The following is a 17,043-nucleotide window of genomic DNA, read 5'->3' as shown; positions in this document are numbered from 1 at the left end:
CCCCAAGGATGATGGGAAAAAAGACCAAATCGCTAGGCAGATCCAAAAGATCCACTCGCGGCCTACCCATTCAGGCCACTGTAGACTTCGAATCCGTAGGGTCCCTATCACGCGCACATCCGTTCTGCAGTATTGCCGGCTGTTGCTGTCGCCGTTGCTTGATCATAGAAGCCAAGAAGAGCACTGGTGTTACTGTGAATCTCGAAGACTGAAGCCGCAACTTTTCGCCAGTTTTCATCGGCAGCAGCAACGTCGCGCTGGAAGGCACGCCGTATCGCGACCACCCACCCTTGCGCATCATTGAGAGGTACTTTGGAGCACAGTCTCGGCACAACGATAGCTTCGTCCGGGACCTGTTGTGAGACGACGCAAGGTAAGGACGCCGCTTGGGCCTCCACTACCGCCAGACCTAACCCTTCGTAGTGGGATGGAAAGGCGAAAACATCCATAGCTGCTAGCGGCGCGGCTACATGCCCGGTTGGCCCATAAAAGTAGACTCGCTCTCCGACGCCAAGCTCCTTCGCGATGTGGCGGATTTCTGTTTCTAAAGGCCCCTCTCCGACCAACAGCAGGACGGCATTCAGCCCTGCCGACACTGTGTCTTGCAAGAGGGAGAGGAGAAATCTGTGATTCTTCTGCCGAACGAATCTACCCACATGGCCAATTACACACACGTCGTCCGCAATGCCGAGACGAGTACGAAGCGCGGCACAGGTTGGGGAGAGCCGAATCCCGCGAAAGGATTCTAAGTCAATTCCACAAGGCAATGACATCCAGCGAGAATCCGAACGCCATGAGTCTCCAAACATGGAGGATCCTGCCGCCGCACTCACCGCGATCCCCGCTGTGGCGTACTTATGCACCAGCAAGCGTGAGAGCGCCCAATAGGCTCTCCAGGAGACGCTCGTGCCAGGGAGAAGTGGCGCCACATCCAGATGAGTGTGTGCAACGCGCACCGGTATGTTCGCCATTTTTCCCGCGAGCATTGCGTAGCCCGCATGTTCCAGGAAGTGGCAGTGCATGACATCATACTGACCTTGCCGCGCGATACCGACTAGCTCCTGCCAATACCGCGTGATATGACGTGGCAGTCCAGTCGGATGGATTACGGACCCCAGCGTGCGCAGGCTCTCGGCGACCTCGCCATCAAATTGGTGCACTGCGAAGTCAAAGCGATACCGGCTGGCATCCAACAACGGCACAATTCTCGTCAACCAGGTTTCGACGCCACCCTTCTCCAAACTGCTATGAACATGAAGTACCCTCAACGCCGGTCTGCTCATTGCGTGATCCCACCGATCTCTGGTGATATGGAGACATGGAAACTCGACGTCAGTGGGTGTTGAGCTGCGCCGCAATCAGCACGGGATTCGCCGCCGAGGATGCGACCGCCATGGTTCAGAAAAGGGTGGATGCGACGCCCATGGGCAGCACCTTGGATCTGGAGAACCAGTTGTTCGCAGTCCGGACCATTCGACTGCATTCCCGGATGACTCTGGCCAATGCTCGCTTCTTGACGATCGGAACGGACATCCCGTTGACTGCACCAGTGACGATCGATGGCAACGCCCAGTTGGCGGAAGATATCACGATCCGCAACGTTCACATCGATGGTCAACGGGAACAGCAACGGAACCTGCATAGCGTGGAGGATGGGGGCCGGGATGGCTTCCGTATCATAGGCCGCGCCAAACGGATTCGCATCGACAATTGCAGCGCGAAACGCTGTGCCACTGACGGACTCAAACTCTTCTCGGATCGCGTGCTCAGTGGAGATGACCGTAAGCTGAACTTCGAAGACATCACGATTAGCGATTGTTCTTTCCAGGAAAATCGACGTCATGGTGCTTCCGCCGATTCGATTCGTCAGGTACGCTTCGAGCGTTGTGACTTTCTGGACAACGGCACTGATATTGGCGCCAGCCCAGGAGCCTTGGACGATGGCATGATCTACGGTGCAGGAATTGATGTTGAAGGGTACGGTGTGGGCTCTGGCGTGGATGGGCTGAGTTTTGTTGGATGCAGGTTCCAGCGCAATGCTCGCTTCGGGATTCAGTTCTGGGAGCCTACCGACCCAGAGAGTCCCGGATTCCTGCCCCGTCAGAACATCACCATCGAGAACTGTGAGATTGACGGTGGAGTTAGTCCGACACACGGAAAACAAGCATTGGAGTTTTCGCAACCGCAGCGAAATCGCTGGAAGTCTCCGGTCTACGCGAACATCAAAATTATCAACATGCGACTGAAGGGTACTGTCATCCTTCATGCAGTCGACAACGTGCTGATCCAGGGCGGAGATCTCCAAAGTCCCTACCCAGGATTTTGGGGCATCGGACAGAACTGCCGTCGACTGCAGGTGAAAGAGGTTCGGGATTACGGCAAAACCTTTTCTCATCGCTGACCCTCCAGCACCCGAGCTCGCAATGCAAAGTGCAGCAGGACTCCGGCCCCGGTGGCTTGCACGGCTCCGCCAGAAAACATAGCCCATCCGGCACCGACGAGACCGTAGCGACCAATCAATATCCACGATGCACCGAGAGAGACCACGGTGCTGAGGGTGAGAAGATAGGCTTGCGATTTGATCTCCCGCACGGCAGTGAGCCCGAAACCTAGCAACCAAGCTACGTAGAGCGCAGTCGCCGCCAACATGATCACCGGCAATACAGGGGCGCCTACAGCGAAGCGATCGCCGTATAGCAATGTAAGGAAAAACACTCCTGCACTCAGTGCTACCAAGACGCCCATGCCGCCCACGCCAACGGCCATCCACAGCATCCGGTGCATAAGAGCACGAAACGCTGCAATGTCGCCACTGGTGTGGAGTCGCGCCAATAATGGTGAAGCGGACTGCCCTGCGGCGCTGATCAAGGTTTGTCCGACGACTATCAAATACGCCATCGCCGCAAAAATACCCAGGTCCGCCTCCCCGTAGTATTTCTCCAGAAAATACCGCGGGGCGTTGGCTCCTAACGAAACTAAAAGCTGCACATAGCCGAGCGGCAGTCCCAGCCAGATCAAGTTACGCAGGGCAGACGGACGCAAAGCGAGATGAGGGTCGTTGTTACCGGATTCCGCCTTAATTCGTTTATATAACGGAACATCATAAAAGATTAACGTGAGAAAGAAAGACAGAGAGACGGCAGCGCACGCTATACGCACATCGGCTGTAATCCAAATAGAAAGGCCGCCCAGAACGGCCATCGACGCCGCTTTGACTAATACAGAACGCGAAACAAGATCTAATCGCTCCATTCGGTGCAAAAATCCGTGAAGGCCATCACTAATCGCCTCCAGACATTTCCCTGCTCCCAAAAGGAAAATTACCGCCCCATTTGTTTTCCAGGTGACACAGGATAAAGCCATAAATATCGCGAGCACTGAAAACGTTCCAAGCAATCGCAATGTAAGATAATCGCCCGAAAGAAACTGATTCTTCGTGTCCGTTGCCTGCAAAGCTCGCAATTGAAGTCCTGCGAACATGAGCGCTGGCGCCGCCACCGCCAAGCCAAATGCGTACGCCCCCACCCCACTGGGGCCTGTATATCGTGCTAAAAGCCACAAAAAGAACCACTGGGATCCGGCGTAGGCAATCTGGGAACATACGACCCAGTAAATGTTCTTAGCGATACCCGGACTGGAACCAACGCAACTTATTGGCGCCTTATCGGCCTCGCAAGTCGGGATGTAGGACGGACTGATTGGTTCTCTTACGTACATTTGCATAGCAGTATCGGTGGTTCTCTCGTTGGTACTTTTGCAAGGTCAGATACACTAGTGCTACATGGCAGTACCATCTTTCATTCGATTCGGACTTCTATCTATATCTCTATCTCTTTCTCTGTTTCCTCAGGATGTTCGAACGGTATCTGGAGCGGCCGCGAACGGATCCACAGATGACACCCTCGCGATTCAGAAGTCGATCGACGGACTGCCCGACTGGGGTGTGCTCGATGGGGGTGGCCGTAGCTACTCTGTCGGGAGCGTAAAACTGAGGTCTCGAATGACACTCAGAAACTTCAAATTTTTCACAATACCCACGTCCGTTCCGCTGACATCTCCGGTCACGGTAGATGGCACAATCACGCGCAAGGAGGACATTACGATTCTGAATGTGCATGTCGACGGTCGACGCGCACAACAATCGAATCTTGCAAGCAACGAGGACGGCGGGCGCGACGGATTTCGCATTGTCGGCAAAGCGAAGAACATCTTTATATCGCAATCCTCTGCGGTCAATTGCGGCACGGATGGGCTTAAGATCTTCTCCGCTGACGTCAAGAGCGGCGACGATCGAGTGCTGAACTTTGAGAACATCTGGGTAATAGATTCTCGCTTCGAAAAAAACCGAAGGCATGGCGTATCGCTCGATAGCTTGCGTGATGTGCATTTCGTCAATAGCACTTTCAACAACAACGGAGTGGCGTCTGGCAATAACGCTACGGAAGGTGAGAAAGCATACCTCTTCCAAAACAGACTGTACGGTGCTGGCTTGGTCGTGGAAGGTTACGGGAGCGGTACTGGAGTTACTGGTTTGACGATTGTTAACTCTACCGCCACGGGCAACGCGCGATTTGGAATTCAATTCTGGAACCCCACTTCCCCTGCCGCAGTTGGCTTCCAGCCTTGGCAAAATATTCGGATCGAAGGATCTACCATGGACGGAGGAGTGAGTCCCGAGCATGGACGGCAGGCCCTCGAGTTCTCTGCTCCAGACGGTTTCTTCGCCCTAGGACGAAGTTTTTCTGATGTGACGTTGTCGAATAACACGATTTTAGGAACGCTCATTGTAAAAACGGCAATCAATGTCAAGATCTTTGGTGGAACGGCTATCAGCCCTTATGTCGGCTTTTACGGCGGAGCAATCTCATGCAAGGACGTTTACGTACAAGGCGTGATAAGTAGCAACAAGGCGTTCGTGATTCAGTGATATGGCGAGAGGCGTCACAGAGGTTCAGGTGGCATAGGCAGCATACGCCGCACGGTACACTCCATTTTCTGTGGCGCGCCACTCGTTCAGAACGGTTCCGATAATTGGAATTCTATCTTTCCGGAAACATTGCAGGATTCGATTAATCTCCTCCGGATCGTTATGTCGCGATCGAATTACAAAAATGCTTCCGTCAGCCTGCCGGCCGAGAAAGCGGGCATCCGCAAAGAGAGACGCTGGCGGCGTATCAATCAAAACCATGTCGAATTCCCTCCGGAGACGCTGCATCAAAATATCCAGCGTGCCGGACGCCAGTAGTTTTGCCGGGTTGGCTACGCCTGGGCCACTCGGCAACAGGCAAAGGCCAGGAATTTCGGTTTGACGGACCAATTGATTCAGGGGAGTTAAGGTCAGTTCTTGCGGTACCGCGATTAGGGTGCTCACGCCCCAATTGTTCGGGACATTCAGCTCCGTATGTAAGCGAGGCCGTCGCAGATCACCATCGATGATCAGCACTTTCTTACCAACCCCTGCTAACCCTTTTGCGAGATTGACTACGGTTGTCGATTTTCCGGATCCGGGTAAATCGCTGATAAAGGCAAGCGCTTGAACCGGCTGCCCAGATCTGTCCATGAGGATCGAGGCGCCCAACGACATATATGCCTCCGCCACCATGCTCGCGTCTCCGCGTGATTGTGCCATGGCGTGAGACAAAGTATCTCTGCTATTGCCACTCCACCAGGGAGCAACGCGAGGAGTCCGTTGGATTGCTGGGATAACACCTAGTTCGGGAAGCAACAACCGCCTTGGGCTTTGCCCGGGTAACTGGTATCCGTCGCGCTGTAGCTCATAGCGCTCTCGCCAGAGGGCCGCTGTGACGCCCAGGCCCAATCCGCAAACCAAACCGAACGCCAATAAAAGCTGCAAGTTCGGCTTTCCAGGCAGAGCGGAAACCGTCGCTGCGTCAACGATTCGAATGTTCGACGACTGCAGAGCCGTGGCCACCTCGGCAGTTTGCAGTCGACCGGTCATATCGTGATAGGTTGAGAATCCGGCTTCCAGATCCCGCTTCAGACTGTCGTAATGGACACGCTTTGCAGCTTCCTCGCTAATGACTGCCGTCTGATCGAGATAGCTAGCCGCTGCGAGTCTTTCTCTTACTACGGCCGAATTGTAGTCGTTCCTGATTCGTTGGACCAGACGGTCACGCTCACTTTGAAGGGTTCGTTCCAACTCCTTCACCTGCGCAGCCAGTCGCTTTACCTTGGGAAAATCCGACGTGAAGAGCGCTGCATTCTCTGCTAGCTCTTGCCGAACCGCTGCCAATCGAGCGCTGTGGTCTCGAATCGTCGGGTTATCCAGCACGTTCCCCAGCGTCTCGGGGGAGACAGTACTTGAAATTTTCAACTCAGCCTCTCGAGCAGCGCGCTCTGCGCCAATTCGCGTTAAGTCGGCTTGCACCTGGCGCAATTTTTCTTCTGCGGCGTGGGTGCCTCCGCCTAGAATGACTAGTCCCGATATACGGGCATAGTTCTGCATGTCGGCTTGCCTGCCATCCAGTTCGGCCTTCGCAGATGCTATCTGATGTCGTAACAGATCTTCAGTACGCTTCCCGCGCGCGATTCGAGTTTCGCCATTAAATTCGCTGAACGTCATGGCCACGGTGTCGACGATCAATTTCGACACCTTCGGATCCGGAGACGCAAATGCAATTTGCACCATCCGGCTCTGTGGCAGTGGTTTCGCCGATAGGTTCTTCTTTAATACTTCAATCGCCTGAGCTTTCGCATTCATCACTCCGGGCGGTCGCAATGAGAAAATGCGGCGGATCACGGACGGATGCTCTGGCCCGTCCAAAGAATTGAGCCACGGTTGCAAACCGAACTCCCTGACGAACTGTTCCGCCACCGACTCACTTTGAGAAGTAAACGCCCGGTCTTGATCGAGGGCCAGTCGATCCACCACGCGGGAGCTAATTGTATTGCTCGTTAGGATCGTCAACTGCGACTGCAGGTAGACGTCGGACAACTGTTGTGGGGCGTCCGCGGTGACCTGCATCTCCTTTTGATTTAGGAAGGAAGAGTTGTAGTCCTGAATCTCGATTACGGCCGTTGCGATATATCTTGGAACGGCCCGTATGCCGATAGCCAAGCCTGCCAAGCCGCCCATCAGAATCGCGATGGCCACCGTCCACTTCCGTCGGCGGAGAATGTCCAGGCACCATGATGCAGTCACCAACTGCGGCTCATGAACAGCAGGACTTCCCAGAAGTAGGTGCTCCGAGGTTGAGGAGTGGCTTAAATTTTCATTCCCGAGAAGTTTCATAGTTGCAGTCCTGAATAGGAATCGTTTTGTCTTCGAGGCCGTAGAAATCCGCAAAGCGGTTTTCCATAGAAGGACAGCAGAAGCCAGGCGAGGATGGACGTTCGGCAGGAGCGCCCGCCGAGTTTCCGGCGAAAGAAGAGAAGACAACTTATCTCCACTCGCCTGAAATTATTAGATCCAGTCGTCAAGAATGAAACGGGATGTACTATTAGTTGAACTTTATCTGCGACCTATAGAAGCCCGTACTCCACATAAAAAAATACTACACAACAATCTCATTGCAAGGTAGCCTAGCGAGTACCAGGACCTACCTGATAAGTGGCAAATAATACTCATGGAGCAGGCGGGATGAATTATCTTTGTAACACTATCGAGAGAACGTGGGTGACGAAGCAAGATAAGTTCGAAAGCCACGAAAATATCCGTTTGGTTTTATCACCAAGCAGTCGATGCAAGGGCTCCGCGACAGACACACGGAGAAGCACTTTCTGTGATAACGGTGATAAAAAGCCCGTTATCGCATGTCAACTACTATGATCCTGGTCCCTTGGCGCCACTCGGTTTTCCGACACCTAGGTGTGATGTCTCAATAGGTTGTCCATCTGATCAAGAACTGGGAAGCTGAGTTTGCAAAGACAAAGGCGACCGAGGAGAGCAGATGGACTATCACCAGAATGCCCGACTGACGATTCATAGTAGTCGAGAGCAACTTGCCCGGAAAGTGACGGAAGCTGGTTGGACGTTGCAGCTGGCTGCAGCCTGCTGCAACGTCAGCGCGAAGACTGCCGCAAAATGGCTCCAGCGTTTTCGCGCCTTGGGCCCAGCAGGTTTGAAGGATCGCAGTTCAAGACCTCACCGGCTCCGCAGCCAAACACCGCTTGAACTTGTCGCCAAGGTAGAAACGCTACGCCAGGAACGCTGGGCCGGTTGCCGAATTGCTCGCCACACACAACTGAGCCGGGCCACGGTTAGCCGCATTCTGCGTCGTCTCAAGCTGAACCGCCAGAAGCATCTGGATCCTCCAGTTCCGGTCCAGCGCTACCAACCGTGACTCAGAACAGGAGCCATTGTCAGAGGAGTTCGCCAACGTGGTGGTGCTCAGTGATGAATTCTATCGAGAGATATCAGAGCATCCAATTCCAGCCGATCTCGAGGCAGTCAAAGTCTTGGCGTGCGCGCCCGCAGCGCTCGACTTGTTCGTTTGGCTGACCTATCGCTGCTTCTCGGCCAAGGGTCCAGAGCGGATTCCGCTTTTCGGCAGTTTTGGACTGGCCAAGCAACTCGGCTGTGTGGAGTACTCGCGACCTCGGCGATTCCGGGCGATGCTTGACCAATGGCTGGCTTCGATCCGAAGGCTATGGCCAGATTGCCCTGCGGTTGTTTCGAGCGATAGTCGAGCGCTGCTGGTGAACCACTCCAAGTCGATCCTCAGCGAGAATCTGGCCTACGGTCCGCTTGGTTGAGGTTGTATGGACCTACCGATGATGGGCAGCAGCGCGCGTACTCCGGGAGAGGCATCCGGCAGCTCCGTGTCCAGCTAGGGAAAATGAGCGCCTGTTGTAAATAAAGAACAACGGCTCCCATAGCGGTGAACCAAGGTCTATTGGATTCAGCAAATTCCGAAGCTCCTTCTGCACGCCACCCCTTAATGGAGTGTTATTGGAGTGGAAGAAGTTCACCACCCGGGCGGGTCGCAACGAAGCTGCGTATGCGTCTTGCGGTTTCGCCTCTAAGCTCCTGAGCTTGAATTCTGGATCAAGGAACTCCTATGTCAAGTTTTGTAGCAACAAAACCTGACACAGTGGAAGCTAAACCTCATACTTGAAGAGCATGGCAAGCCTCACCACATCATCCGCCGGGTCACCCCATATTGCGGCTTTGGTGCGCCAGCGCGTCGAGCTCGGCGGCGAGCGTTTGTGGCGTCTGGACGACTTCCGCGACCTGTCCTTTGAGGCCGTTGCGCAAGCGCTATCTCGCCTCACCCGCGAGGGCAAGCTGGAGCGACTAAGTAAGGGCGTTTACTATCACACCCGCCCAACAGCATTTGGCCCAAGCCGTCCCAATCCCGCAGCGATCCAGAAGCTCGCAGCGAAGCACAAGACGATGTTCCCCGCAGGCATAGCCGCCGCGAATCTCTTAGGCTTCACGACTCAAACCGGCAAGCAAGGCGAGGTTGCCACCAGTTCCCTTAGTCTGCCGAGGAAACTTGTCGGCAGCGAGACCATCATCCACACGCGCAGGCCAGAGGCATGGGCAGGACTCTCCCAGGAAGATGCGGCGATGCTCGATTTTCTGAGGCAAGGCGGACGGACCAGCGAACTTGCGCCGGACGAAACGATTCTCAAGACACTGACACTTTTATCCGAGAAGGGCCGCTTGGAGCGCTTGCTCTCTGTCGTGGCAACGGAGCCACCGCGAGCACGGGCCATCCTCGGTGCCATCGGTGAGCAATTAGACACGAGCGGCGCGGCGGTGAAGCGGCTGCGAGAATCCTTGAATCCGTTTTCACGGTTCGACTTTGGCGTCTTCGCCAACTTGCCGAACGCGCGCGACTGGCAAGCCAAGGAGACCGCATGAAGCTTTTTGAGCATCCCGATTTTGAGCAGGCAATTCTCCGGGCGGTGGACCATTTCGCGATCAGGGACTGCGCACGGCCATCATCGAGAAGGATTACTACGTCACGGAAGCGCTGCGGCTCATTGCCGCCGCCGTTCCAGGCAAAATCATCTTCAAGGGCGGCACTAGTCTGTCGAAGGGTTGGAATCTGATCCACCGCTTCTCGGAAGACATCGACATCTTCCTTGATCCGCTTGCGGTTCAACCGCCCCTTGGAAAGAATGGCATCGACCGAGAATTGAAGAAGCTTCGCGACGCCGTCGGCGCTCATCCAGCGCTCACCTTCCTGGAGACAGGAAGTCAGACCATTGGCGGATTCGGACGCAACGACCGCTTTTCCTATCAGCAGCGTTTCGGCGGTCCGGGCGAAGTCGCAAATCGGGTGCTGCTCGAAGCTGGCACCGCGAGCGGCCGGGAACCGACCGTTGTTGTCGAACTGAATTCCTACCTCGGTCAGTTCTTGCAGCAAAGCGGCGTAACGCTGAGAGCGGACGATGAAGGGTCATTCCCGATGCCGCTGCTGCACTTCAGGCGCACCTTCGTCGAGAAGATGTTCGCGATTCATAGCAAGGTCGAATTGTTGAAGCGCGACAAAACCCCGCTTGGGACCTATGCCCGCCACTACTACGACCTCTATCAACTCTCCTTGCAGGAGGAGGTTATCGCGATGTTGAAATCGCCCGAGTACGCCGACATCAAAGCCGACTACGACAGGATCAGCGGCACGCACTTCGCACGGAACTACTTCTACCCGGAAGGCATGAGCTTCGCCCGCAGCGATGCGCTCTTTCCGCCCCAGGACCTGGCCGCGATGCTTGGCCCGGAATTCGAGGCGCAGTGCAAGATGCTCTGCTACGGGCCGTACCCATCGTGGGATAAAATTCAGGATCGCTTTTTGCAATTGCGCGACATGCTGTAACTGGGCAATTTTAAACCGGTTGTGGTCGCCCCTGTGGAGAAATTTACGATGACGGACGATAGAAATGGTCTCATAAACCTCTGAAGAGCGGAATATGGGAATCTGGAAGAGCTCTGGTGAATTGCGCGGAAGTTTATGCGTGGACGATGGGACTTAAAGGACGACCAATGGGAAGTCGTGGAGCCGGTGTTGCGTCCGCAGCGCCGAGCGGATCAGCGTGGCAGGCCGTGGCACGATACTCGATGCGTATTGAACGGGGTGCTGTGGGTTTTAGGGAGTGGGGCGCAGTGGCGTGAACTGCCGGAAAGATATCCGCCGTACCAGACCTGTCACCGACGTTTTCAACAGTGGGTGCGAAGCGGAAAGCTGGAAGAGACGCTGAGAGTGTTGGCCCGCTACTTATATGAGCAGGGTCAGTTGAATCTGGAAGAAGCGTTCGTTGATGCCACATTCGCGAGCGCAAAAAAGGGGGCCTCGCCATTGGTCCCACCCGTCGCGGCAAGGGCACGAAGATCATCGCTATCGCCACTGGTGACAGTCTTCCTCTCGCCGTTGCTGTCGACAGCGCTTCGCCGGCCGAGTGTCAGCTTGTGGAAGACGTTCTGGCCGGAAGCTTCCTCGATGAAATGCCCAGGCGACTCATCGGAGACAAAACTTACGACTCGGATAAGCTCGACGAAAAGCTTGCCGAAGAGTACGGCATCGAGATGATCGCGCCGAACCGGCGCAACCGGGGCAAGACTCAGGATGGACGGCCATTGCGCCGTTACCGCCGCCGCTGGCGCGTCGAGCGACTCTTTGCCTGGCTTCATCACTTTCGACGCCTGGTCACTCGTTGGGAATACCACGTCGAAAACTTCCTCGGATTCGTTCGCCTCGGTTGCTTACAAATCTTACTCAGACGTTTATGAGACCGCTTCTAGTCTCCTGAGTCCTAAGTGGCTGGCATAATATAACCGCTTGTTCTATGGTTGAAGCATGGAAGCGAAGCGAGGACGACCCAAGAAGCAGGAGTTGGTGGTAACCGAGCAGCAACGGGAAGAGTTGGAACGGTTGGTGCGGCAGCCAAGAAAATCCCGAGCAACAGCGTTTCGGGCACGAATCATCCTGGAATGCGACGGCGGATTGAGTAACGCCGCAGTTGCGGCGAAGCTGAGGACAACTGGGTTTACTGTTGGATTCTGGCGTAATCGTTTCATTGTGGGCGGGATCTCAACTTTGGGAGATGAGCCTCGGCCCGGGGCGCCACGAGAAATCGGCGACGACAAGATTGAGCAGGTCGTCCGGCTCACACTGGAGAAGGCCCCCAAGGGAGCAACCCATTGGTCCAGCCGAATGCTGGCGACGAGAACAGGACTGAGTCAATCCACCATCAGCCGCATCTGGCGTGCCTTTGGTCTGAAGCCACATCGAAGCGAAACCTTCCAGTTGTCGAACGATCCGTTGCTGGTTGACAAAGTGCGGGACATTATTGGGCTCTATCTGTCGCCCCCGCATCATGCGTTGGTGCTGTGCGTGGATGAGAAAAGTCAGATCCAGGCGCTAAGCCGGAACCAACCCGTGTTGCCGCTACGAAGCGGTCAACTTGAGCGCCGCACGCACGACTATCAACGACATGGAGTGACCAGTCTGTTTGCGGCTCTGGATATCGCCACCGGCCGGGTATTGGGCAAATGCTATCGCCGTCATCGCTCTGTAGAGTTCCTCGATTTCTTGAAAAAAATCGATGCGGCCGCCCCTGCCGACCTGGATGTCCATCTGGTGCTGGATAACTACGGAACGCACAAGACCGCCAAGGTTCGACAGTGGCTCCAAAAGAGGCCCCGGTATCATCTGCACTTTACTCCCACACATGCCTCTTGGTTGAACCAAGTCGAACGCTGGTTTGCGTTGTTGACACAACGGCAAATCAAGCGTGGCTCTCATCGAAGCGTCTCGGAACTAGAGGACGCTATTCGGAAGTTCATTGCCGTGCACAACGAGCAACCCAAACCATTCCTCTGGACCAAATCTGCCTCTCAAATTCTTGAGTCCATCGCCCGCTTTGCTTCAACCACCCTTGCCGCCCATCAACCGAACACTTCTGCTAGAAATCAATGACTCAGGAGACTAGTGAGTTCGGCCCTCAGTTCTTCCTTGGCGTAGTTCGGATCGCCAAAGCGGCAGCTTTCGTTGAGCGTTGGCCGATTCAGGCGGTCTGGATGGCCGCTCCAATGGGCTAACTCGTGAAGCGCCGTGCCGTAATAGTCCGCGGCGGTCTTGAAGGCAGCGTCCGGCGGGAGGTGAATCCGGTCAGCGGATCGGCTGTAAAAGGCACGGTCATTCTGATCGTGGACGATCTTTGCCCCAGAATTCTGTAGGATCGATTCGCCGGTCTCGGCGATCTCCCAAGCTGCGCGCTCTTTTGGGACGTAGGGAGAAACTCCGTCGATCTGCTTGGCGTTGAAAACCGTGAAAACACGGCGGAGCGGTCCTCGGTAGTCGCCGTTGCCTGTTTCGCGCTCGGCGTCTGCTTGGGTCGGTGAGCCTTTCTTGGTGTCTTCGCCAAACTGCCAGAACTCAATTTGCGTGCCCTTTTCACCCGCTCGAACCTGCCAACCGTTCGCGGCGGCTTGCTTATAAGTGAGCCAGCGCGGGTCATCGAAGCCTTTGCGGGCTCCAACGGCCATCAAATGAAGGGCATTGCCGCCCCGGTAGTTCTTTTCGGTGGTGGGGTTGAAGGGGAGTTGAAGCGATCCTGGCTCCCAGGGTTTCTGCCAGGGCGCGGTGCCCTTCTCCAGCATTTCGATGGTCTGGTCGGTTACTTCTTTGCGAAAGTCTCTCTTGACCGGAGCTTCGTTGGAATTGGATTCGTTGGCCATGCGTCAGATCCTTTCGTCGAAGTCTGTTTCGGGTTGCTCTTCCTCGAAGCCCGAGCCGAGGACAGGGTCGAGACCCTTGTCCTCTTCTGCTGGGGTATCGTGATCGGTGACGGGTATTTGGTTAAGGTTGTCTTCCATGGTCATATCTAGCCTGTGCAGGCTAGCATGTCAACAATATGCCCTCAGTTGCCCTAGTTGTCAAGCGAGCTCGGCAGCGTTCTTAGGCAATCCGAATATTCGTGTGCCGCCTAAGGAAGAAGAGTACTCAGGAGCGGGATTGCTGAGTTCACGCAGAAAGAACGGGCCGAAGGATTCTGCCGAGCAGGACCCGATCAACCATCTGGAGACGGAGATCAAGACGAAGGACGAGGTACTCCCGGACCTCAGGGCCAAGCGGGTCAGGCAAAGGGAGAAGAGAACTCGGGCCAGAACTCTGATCCCGCACTTTGCGCGGAATCAATCGGCGATTTTGTCGTACAGAGGGACGCCAAGCGATGAGCGAGATCAGCGCTTGGCAGACAATCGTCTGCGTCGCCATCGCCGCCAGCAAGTTTTTATGATCTACGACAACCCGGCGTAAGGTGAACAATCGTAGCGCTGGGTTGCCTGGGATTCTGACTGGGTGTTGGGCGGAGCATTAGAGCAGCGCGTTCCATCCGAAGAACAGTGAACTTGCCGCCAGATTGAGAACCTCAACTTTCGGATCGCGCGTAATACGTTCACAATCACAGCGGAAGCCATCAGAGGCCTTGAGAGAGCTGCCAGGGCCAACGGTCACAAAGCTGGAAGACGACCCGGAACAGAAGAGGGTCCGTCTGTAGGGAGAAGATGCAAGCTTGCTCGCCACCAGAGAAAGCAGAAAGGAAGCCCAAGCGCAGCTTAATCGGCCCAAGTTGACATAGGCTGTTACGGGTGTTCGCAAAATCTTTAGGGAATACCGTCTATGCAACGGACTAGGAACTAGCGCGTCACGTTCCGTGCGAACACTTCTCTCGCATCTTCGGCACCGTGGAGTAGCACAACCTCGGTCGGTCCGATCTTGGCGCGCAGGTCGCTATAGCCGGGGACTCCGAACAGGCCCTGATCGTCGAGCGGCACCATCAGTACGCCTTGCGGGCGCTTCGGGCGATCAGATCGATAGAAGAGTAGCCCGGCTTCGGACCGTTTGATTTCGATCGTACCGAACGTTCCCGCCCATCCGCTCATCCGTGCTGGGTCAATCTTTGGAGGGTGCAATCTGGCCTCGATGGCGGTCCTCGCCCAGCGATACTCGGCGAGCCGTTCCGGCATCACGTCCTTAGCGCTGCCGAGGTGGTCGAGCGCCGCACCCAGTGCTGCGTCAAGCGCCCGCTCCGCGGCAACCGAGATGTCCGGTTTTACGCCGACCCCTTCCCAATTCGTGCCGCTGATCGGATTGATCGGCCGGTTGTACGAGACGCTCAACACAAACTGCGGTGCGATGGCGAAACGCTTATTGTTGTTGGCCGCACCGTAGGTCGTGCTTCCGACGATCCACGCCGTCTTTTCCTGCTGTGCGCCATAAGCGACCGCCTCAGCCGCTGATGCCCCGCCTCCATCGACAAGCAGATAGAGCCGCTTGTTGGCCCACGCTGCATTTCGCCCACGAGATGCCGGATCGCCAGGCCGACGGGGATCTGGTGCCAGGAACACGCGCGAGAAGTAGTCAGCGGCCTCACTGTTGCCACCGCCGTTGCTTCGCAGATCGATAATGATGGCGTCGCCGTCCTGCAAAAAATCTGCAGCATCATCGTAGGCCTTGGCCGTGATGCCTGGTATCCACTGGAAACGTTCGAGCCTGAGATAGCGGACGTTGCCTGTCAGGATCTCCAGTTTCGTCAGACCACTATGATTGCGGACCGCCAGGGCGTGACGATAAGCTTCAATGCCTTCTTTGCTCTCTGGTGGTGCCAGCAGGGCAGCGTACTGCGCCTGATCGTTGGCCAGGTAGAGATGGCCGTCATGCGCCGCAGCCTGCAGGTCCTCGTTAACGCGGGTGACGAAGAGGTCGGGATCGGCCACATCGTATCGATGTGCCAGTCGAGCGCGCTCGAGCTGCGCAATAATCACCGGCCTTAACTCCGGCACCACATAGGTTTCATCGACTCGCTGTTGGATCTGACGAATGGCTGCTGTGCGGTCAGGCGCGGCCTGTGCGAGCGCCACGGATGACAACAAGAGGGTACTGATGAAGACAAAGAGATGGCGCGCTATCGCGTTCGTTTTCTCGGCTTTCATATCATTCCGCTGGGAGGTGCTCCAAGGGTCAATGATAGCGGAGTACGGCCGCGCGCGGCGCTGGCGGCAAAGATGGAAAAGTCTTTCCTGAAGACAGACGGTGATTTGCGGGAAGTGATGTGCACGTTCCGCCATCGACTTGAACAGTGGGCTGAAAAGGCTGATCAACCGCCATAGTTAGGGTGAAGTCAAAAGACCTACTCCCAGCGAATCGCCAGTGAATGGATCGTCGGCGATCCGGAGATTGGAGTGCCAGCAAAGAGTAGATTACCTGCAGTTAGTCGAAAAGCTACCTGGGCCTATCGTGTTCCGAATTGTTTCTGTTTGGGGATGGTGTCAAATTGATCGCCGACTCCGTTGACGATCATTTGCTGTCTGGAGCGCGCGAAGCTTTTGATGGAAACCGGTCTGGAGATCCCAATGCCCCGCCGGGTTGGGACGGGCGAGATCCAGTTTGGCAAGAACACCAAGTCGAGCCTGAAGTTGAGAAGCCTTTATGCGCTGCAATTCTGACCCTGCAGGCTCAGGTGTCTGAATTGATCCCCATTCCGTCGAAGTTGGGCTCATCTTTCGTAGCAACTCACGATCAAGGCTGGTGACATGGAGGGCTGTGATCTCCCGACGCCCAGACTCGATAACGTCGCCGAACGTGCGAAATCCAAGTTGTTCCATGCAGAGGTTCTCTGCGTGATTCCGAATCGAGTGCTTGATTACATCCCGGGGAATGCGGAGGTTGCCGAGGGCAGTTACGCCCCGAAGGGCGATGTGGACGTGGGGATGACCGGTGTTAAAGTGAGCCACCGCTACCCAATCCAATTGAACGTTCAGCTCGCTCGCAAGCCGCGTCATCAGGTCGCGAGTATGTCGTTCGAGATCCAGTCTCTCCCCAAATTCTGGAGAGACGACCATTTTGAACATTCTCGGGTCACCGGCTTTCTTCCAATCCCAAGTCGGCGGCTACTGGGTTCCACTCGTCAAAATGATAAAAGGCTGGAACCGTGCGAACGGGAAGCCGATCAAGCCGTCCTTCCTGGTCGAAGTAATGGCGGAAGAACTGGTGGAGGCACCATTCTCGACCTATGTTCCAGCTTCTATGTTCAGATGTCAGTCGGTCCATCGTTTGCCCCACATTGCAGTCC

At 55.6% G+C, this 17,043-nt stretch carries 15 protein-coding genes; 8 read left to right on the top strand and 7 right to left on the bottom strand.

Annotated features, from left to right (window positions below; genetic code table 11):
- Positions 1-107: 107 nt before the first annotated feature.
- The gene (locus tag M017_RS0112085; RefSeq protein WP_080507683.1) at positions 108-1,283 is read right to left on the bottom strand and encodes a glycosyltransferase; all 1,176 of its coding nucleotides are present in this window, start codon (positions 1,281-1,283) and stop codon (positions 108-110) included.
- 35 nt (positions 1,284-1,318) lie between these two features.
- Between M017_RS0112085 and M017_RS0112080 the strand changes: the two genes are divergently transcribed.
- A complete protein-coding gene (locus tag M017_RS0112080) occupies positions 1,319-2,401 on the top strand; it encodes a right-handed parallel beta-helix repeat-containing protein (RefSeq protein ID WP_155121380.1) in 1,083 nt (360 codons plus the stop codon).
- Here M017_RS0112080 and M017_RS0112075 read toward each other — a convergent pair.
- Positions 2,392-3,717 carry a lipopolysaccharide biosynthesis protein gene (locus M017_RS0112075; protein WP_162179905.1) on the bottom strand — a complete coding sequence of 442 codons (1,326 nt, stop codon included), beginning with the start codon at positions 3,715-3,717 and terminating at the stop codon, positions 2,392-2,394. The two genes, M017_RS0112080 and M017_RS0112075, sit on opposite strands and share 10 nt — an antisense overlap.
- A 283-nt stretch (positions 3,718-4,000) precedes the next feature.
- Between M017_RS0112075 and M017_RS0112070 the strand changes: the two genes are divergently transcribed.
- Positions 4,001-4,927 (top strand): hypothetical protein, encoded by a 927-nt coding sequence (locus M017_RS0112070; RefSeq protein WP_155121379.1) that lies wholly within the window; start codon positions 4,001-4,003, stop codon positions 4,925-4,927.
- A 24-nt stretch (positions 4,928-4,951) separates the two neighbouring features.
- Here M017_RS0112070 and M017_RS0112065 read toward each other — a convergent pair whose 3' ends face one another.
- Positions 4,952-7,252 (bottom strand): GumC family protein, encoded by a 2,301-nt coding sequence (locus M017_RS0112065; protein ID WP_031498171.1) that lies wholly within the window; start codon positions 7,250-7,252, stop codon positions 4,952-4,954.
- A 658-nt stretch (positions 7,253-7,910) separates the two neighbouring features.
- Here M017_RS0112065 and M017_RS0112060 point away from each other — a divergent pair.
- The 6 genes from M017_RS0112060 (at position 7,911) to M017_RS0112035 (ending at position 12,887) form a co-directional block, all read left to right on the top strand.
- A complete protein-coding gene (locus M017_RS0112060) occupies positions 7,911-8,303 on the top strand; it encodes an IS481 family transposase (protein WP_051669934.1) in 393 nt (130 codons plus the stop codon).
- 16 nt (positions 8,304-8,319) lie between these two features.
- Positions 8,320-8,715 (top strand): replication protein RepA, encoded by a 396-nt coding sequence (locus tag M017_RS0112055; protein ID WP_238325871.1) that lies wholly within the window; start codon positions 8,320-8,322, stop codon positions 8,713-8,715.
- A gap of 367 nt (positions 8,716-9,082) precedes the next feature.
- A complete protein-coding gene (locus M017_RS0112050) occupies positions 9,083-9,829 on the top strand; it encodes a hypothetical protein (protein WP_031498168.1) in 747 nt (248 codons plus the stop codon).
- A gap of 67 nt (positions 9,830-9,896) precedes the next feature.
- Positions 9,897-10,787, top strand: a complete 891-nt coding sequence (locus tag M017_RS26590; RefSeq protein ID WP_202901682.1) for a nucleotidyl transferase AbiEii/AbiGii toxin family protein — start codon at positions 9,897-9,899, stop codon at positions 10,785-10,787.
- 135 nt (positions 10,788-10,922) lie between these two features.
- Positions 10,923-11,698 (top strand): IS5 family transposase gene (locus M017_RS28710; RefSeq protein WP_202901645.1). Its coding sequence is split into 2 segments (ribosomal slippage): positions 10,923-11,262 and positions 11,262-11,698, totalling 777 coding nucleotides; the frame shifts between segments, so codons are not numbered across the junction.
- Positions 11,699-11,765: 67 nt separating this feature from the next.
- On the top strand, positions 11,766-12,887 hold the full coding sequence (locus tag M017_RS0112035; protein WP_051669437.1) for an IS630 family transposase: 1,122 nt from the start codon (positions 11,766-11,768) through the stop codon (positions 12,885-12,887).
- Here M017_RS0112035 and M017_RS0112030 read toward each other — a convergent pair.
- The 4 genes from M017_RS0112030 to M017_RS0112005 all read right to left on the bottom strand — a co-directional run bounded on the left by M017_RS0112030 (position 12,881) and on the right by M017_RS0112005 (position 16,822).
- Positions 12,881-13,648 carry an ArdC family protein gene (locus tag M017_RS0112030; RefSeq protein ID WP_051669931.1) on the bottom strand — a complete coding sequence of 256 codons (768 nt, stop codon included), beginning with the start codon at positions 13,646-13,648 and terminating at the stop codon, positions 12,881-12,883. The two genes, M017_RS0112035 and M017_RS0112030, sit on opposite strands and share 7 nt — an antisense overlap.
- A gap of 3 nt (positions 13,649-13,651) precedes the next feature.
- Entirely contained in the window at positions 13,652-13,786 is a 135-nt protein-coding gene (locus M017_RS30420) for a hypothetical protein (protein WP_272945390.1), read from the bottom strand.
- A gap of 822 nt (positions 13,787-14,608) precedes the next feature.
- The gene (locus M017_RS0112010) at positions 14,609-16,072 is read right to left on the bottom strand and encodes a S41 family peptidase (protein ID WP_080507681.1); all 1,464 of its coding nucleotides are present in this window, start codon (positions 16,070-16,072) and stop codon (positions 14,609-14,611) included.
- A gap of 168 nt (positions 16,073-16,240) precedes the next feature.
- The gene (locus tag M017_RS0112005) at positions 16,241-16,822 is read right to left on the bottom strand and encodes a relaxase/mobilization nuclease domain-containing protein (RefSeq protein ID WP_155121378.1); all 582 of its coding nucleotides are present in this window, start codon (positions 16,820-16,822) and stop codon (positions 16,241-16,243) included.
- Between the last annotated feature and the right edge of the window lie 221 nt (positions 16,823-17,043).

The organism is Bryobacter aggregatus MPL3, from assembly GCF_000702445.1.
Taxonomy (GTDB): domain Bacteria; phylum Acidobacteriota; class Terriglobia; order Bryobacterales; family Bryobacteraceae; genus Bryobacter; species Bryobacter aggregatus.
Note: the sequence above shows the minus strand (reverse complement) of the source record. Positions and strands in the feature narration are given on the sequence as shown.

Coding starts and splice junctions, on each gene's coding strand:
- M017_RS0112060 (WP_051669934.1), top strand. CDS start 7,911: ATGGACTATCACCAGAATGCCCGACTGACGATTCATAGTAGTCGAGAG.
- M017_RS30420 (WP_272945390.1), bottom strand. CDS start 13,786: ATGGAAGACAACCTTAACCAAATACCCGTCACCGATCACGATACCCCA.
- M017_RS0112065 (WP_031498171.1), bottom strand. CDS start 7,252: ATGAAACTTCTCGGGAATGAAAATTTAAGCCACTCCTCAACCTCGGAG.
- M017_RS0112005 (WP_155121378.1), bottom strand. CDS start 16,822: ATGTTCAAAATGGTCGTCTCTCCAGAATTTGGGGAGAGACTGGATCTC.
- M017_RS0112035 (WP_051669437.1), top strand. CDS start 11,766: ATGGAAGCGAAGCGAGGACGACCCAAGAAGCAGGAGTTGGTGGTAACC.
- M017_RS0112075 (WP_162179905.1), bottom strand. CDS start 3,717: ATGTACGTAAGAGAACCAATCAGTCCGTCCTACATCCCGACTTGCGAG.
- M017_RS0112080 (WP_155121380.1), top strand. CDS start 1,319: ATGGAAACTCGACGTCAGTGGGTGTTGAGCTGCGCCGCAATCAGCACG.
- M017_RS0112085 (WP_080507683.1), bottom strand. CDS start 1,283: ATGAGCAGACCGGCGTTGAGGGTACTTCATGTTCATAGCAGTTTGGAG.
- M017_RS0112050 (WP_031498168.1), top strand. CDS start 9,083: ATGGCAAGCCTCACCACATCATCCGCCGGGTCACCCCATATTGCGGCT.
- M017_RS0112070 (WP_155121379.1), top strand. CDS start 4,001: ATGACACTCAGAAACTTCAAATTTTTCACAATACCCACGTCCGTTCCG.
- M017_RS0112030 (WP_051669931.1), bottom strand. CDS start 13,648: ATGGCCAACGAATCCAATTCCAACGAAGCTCCGGTCAAGAGAGACTTT.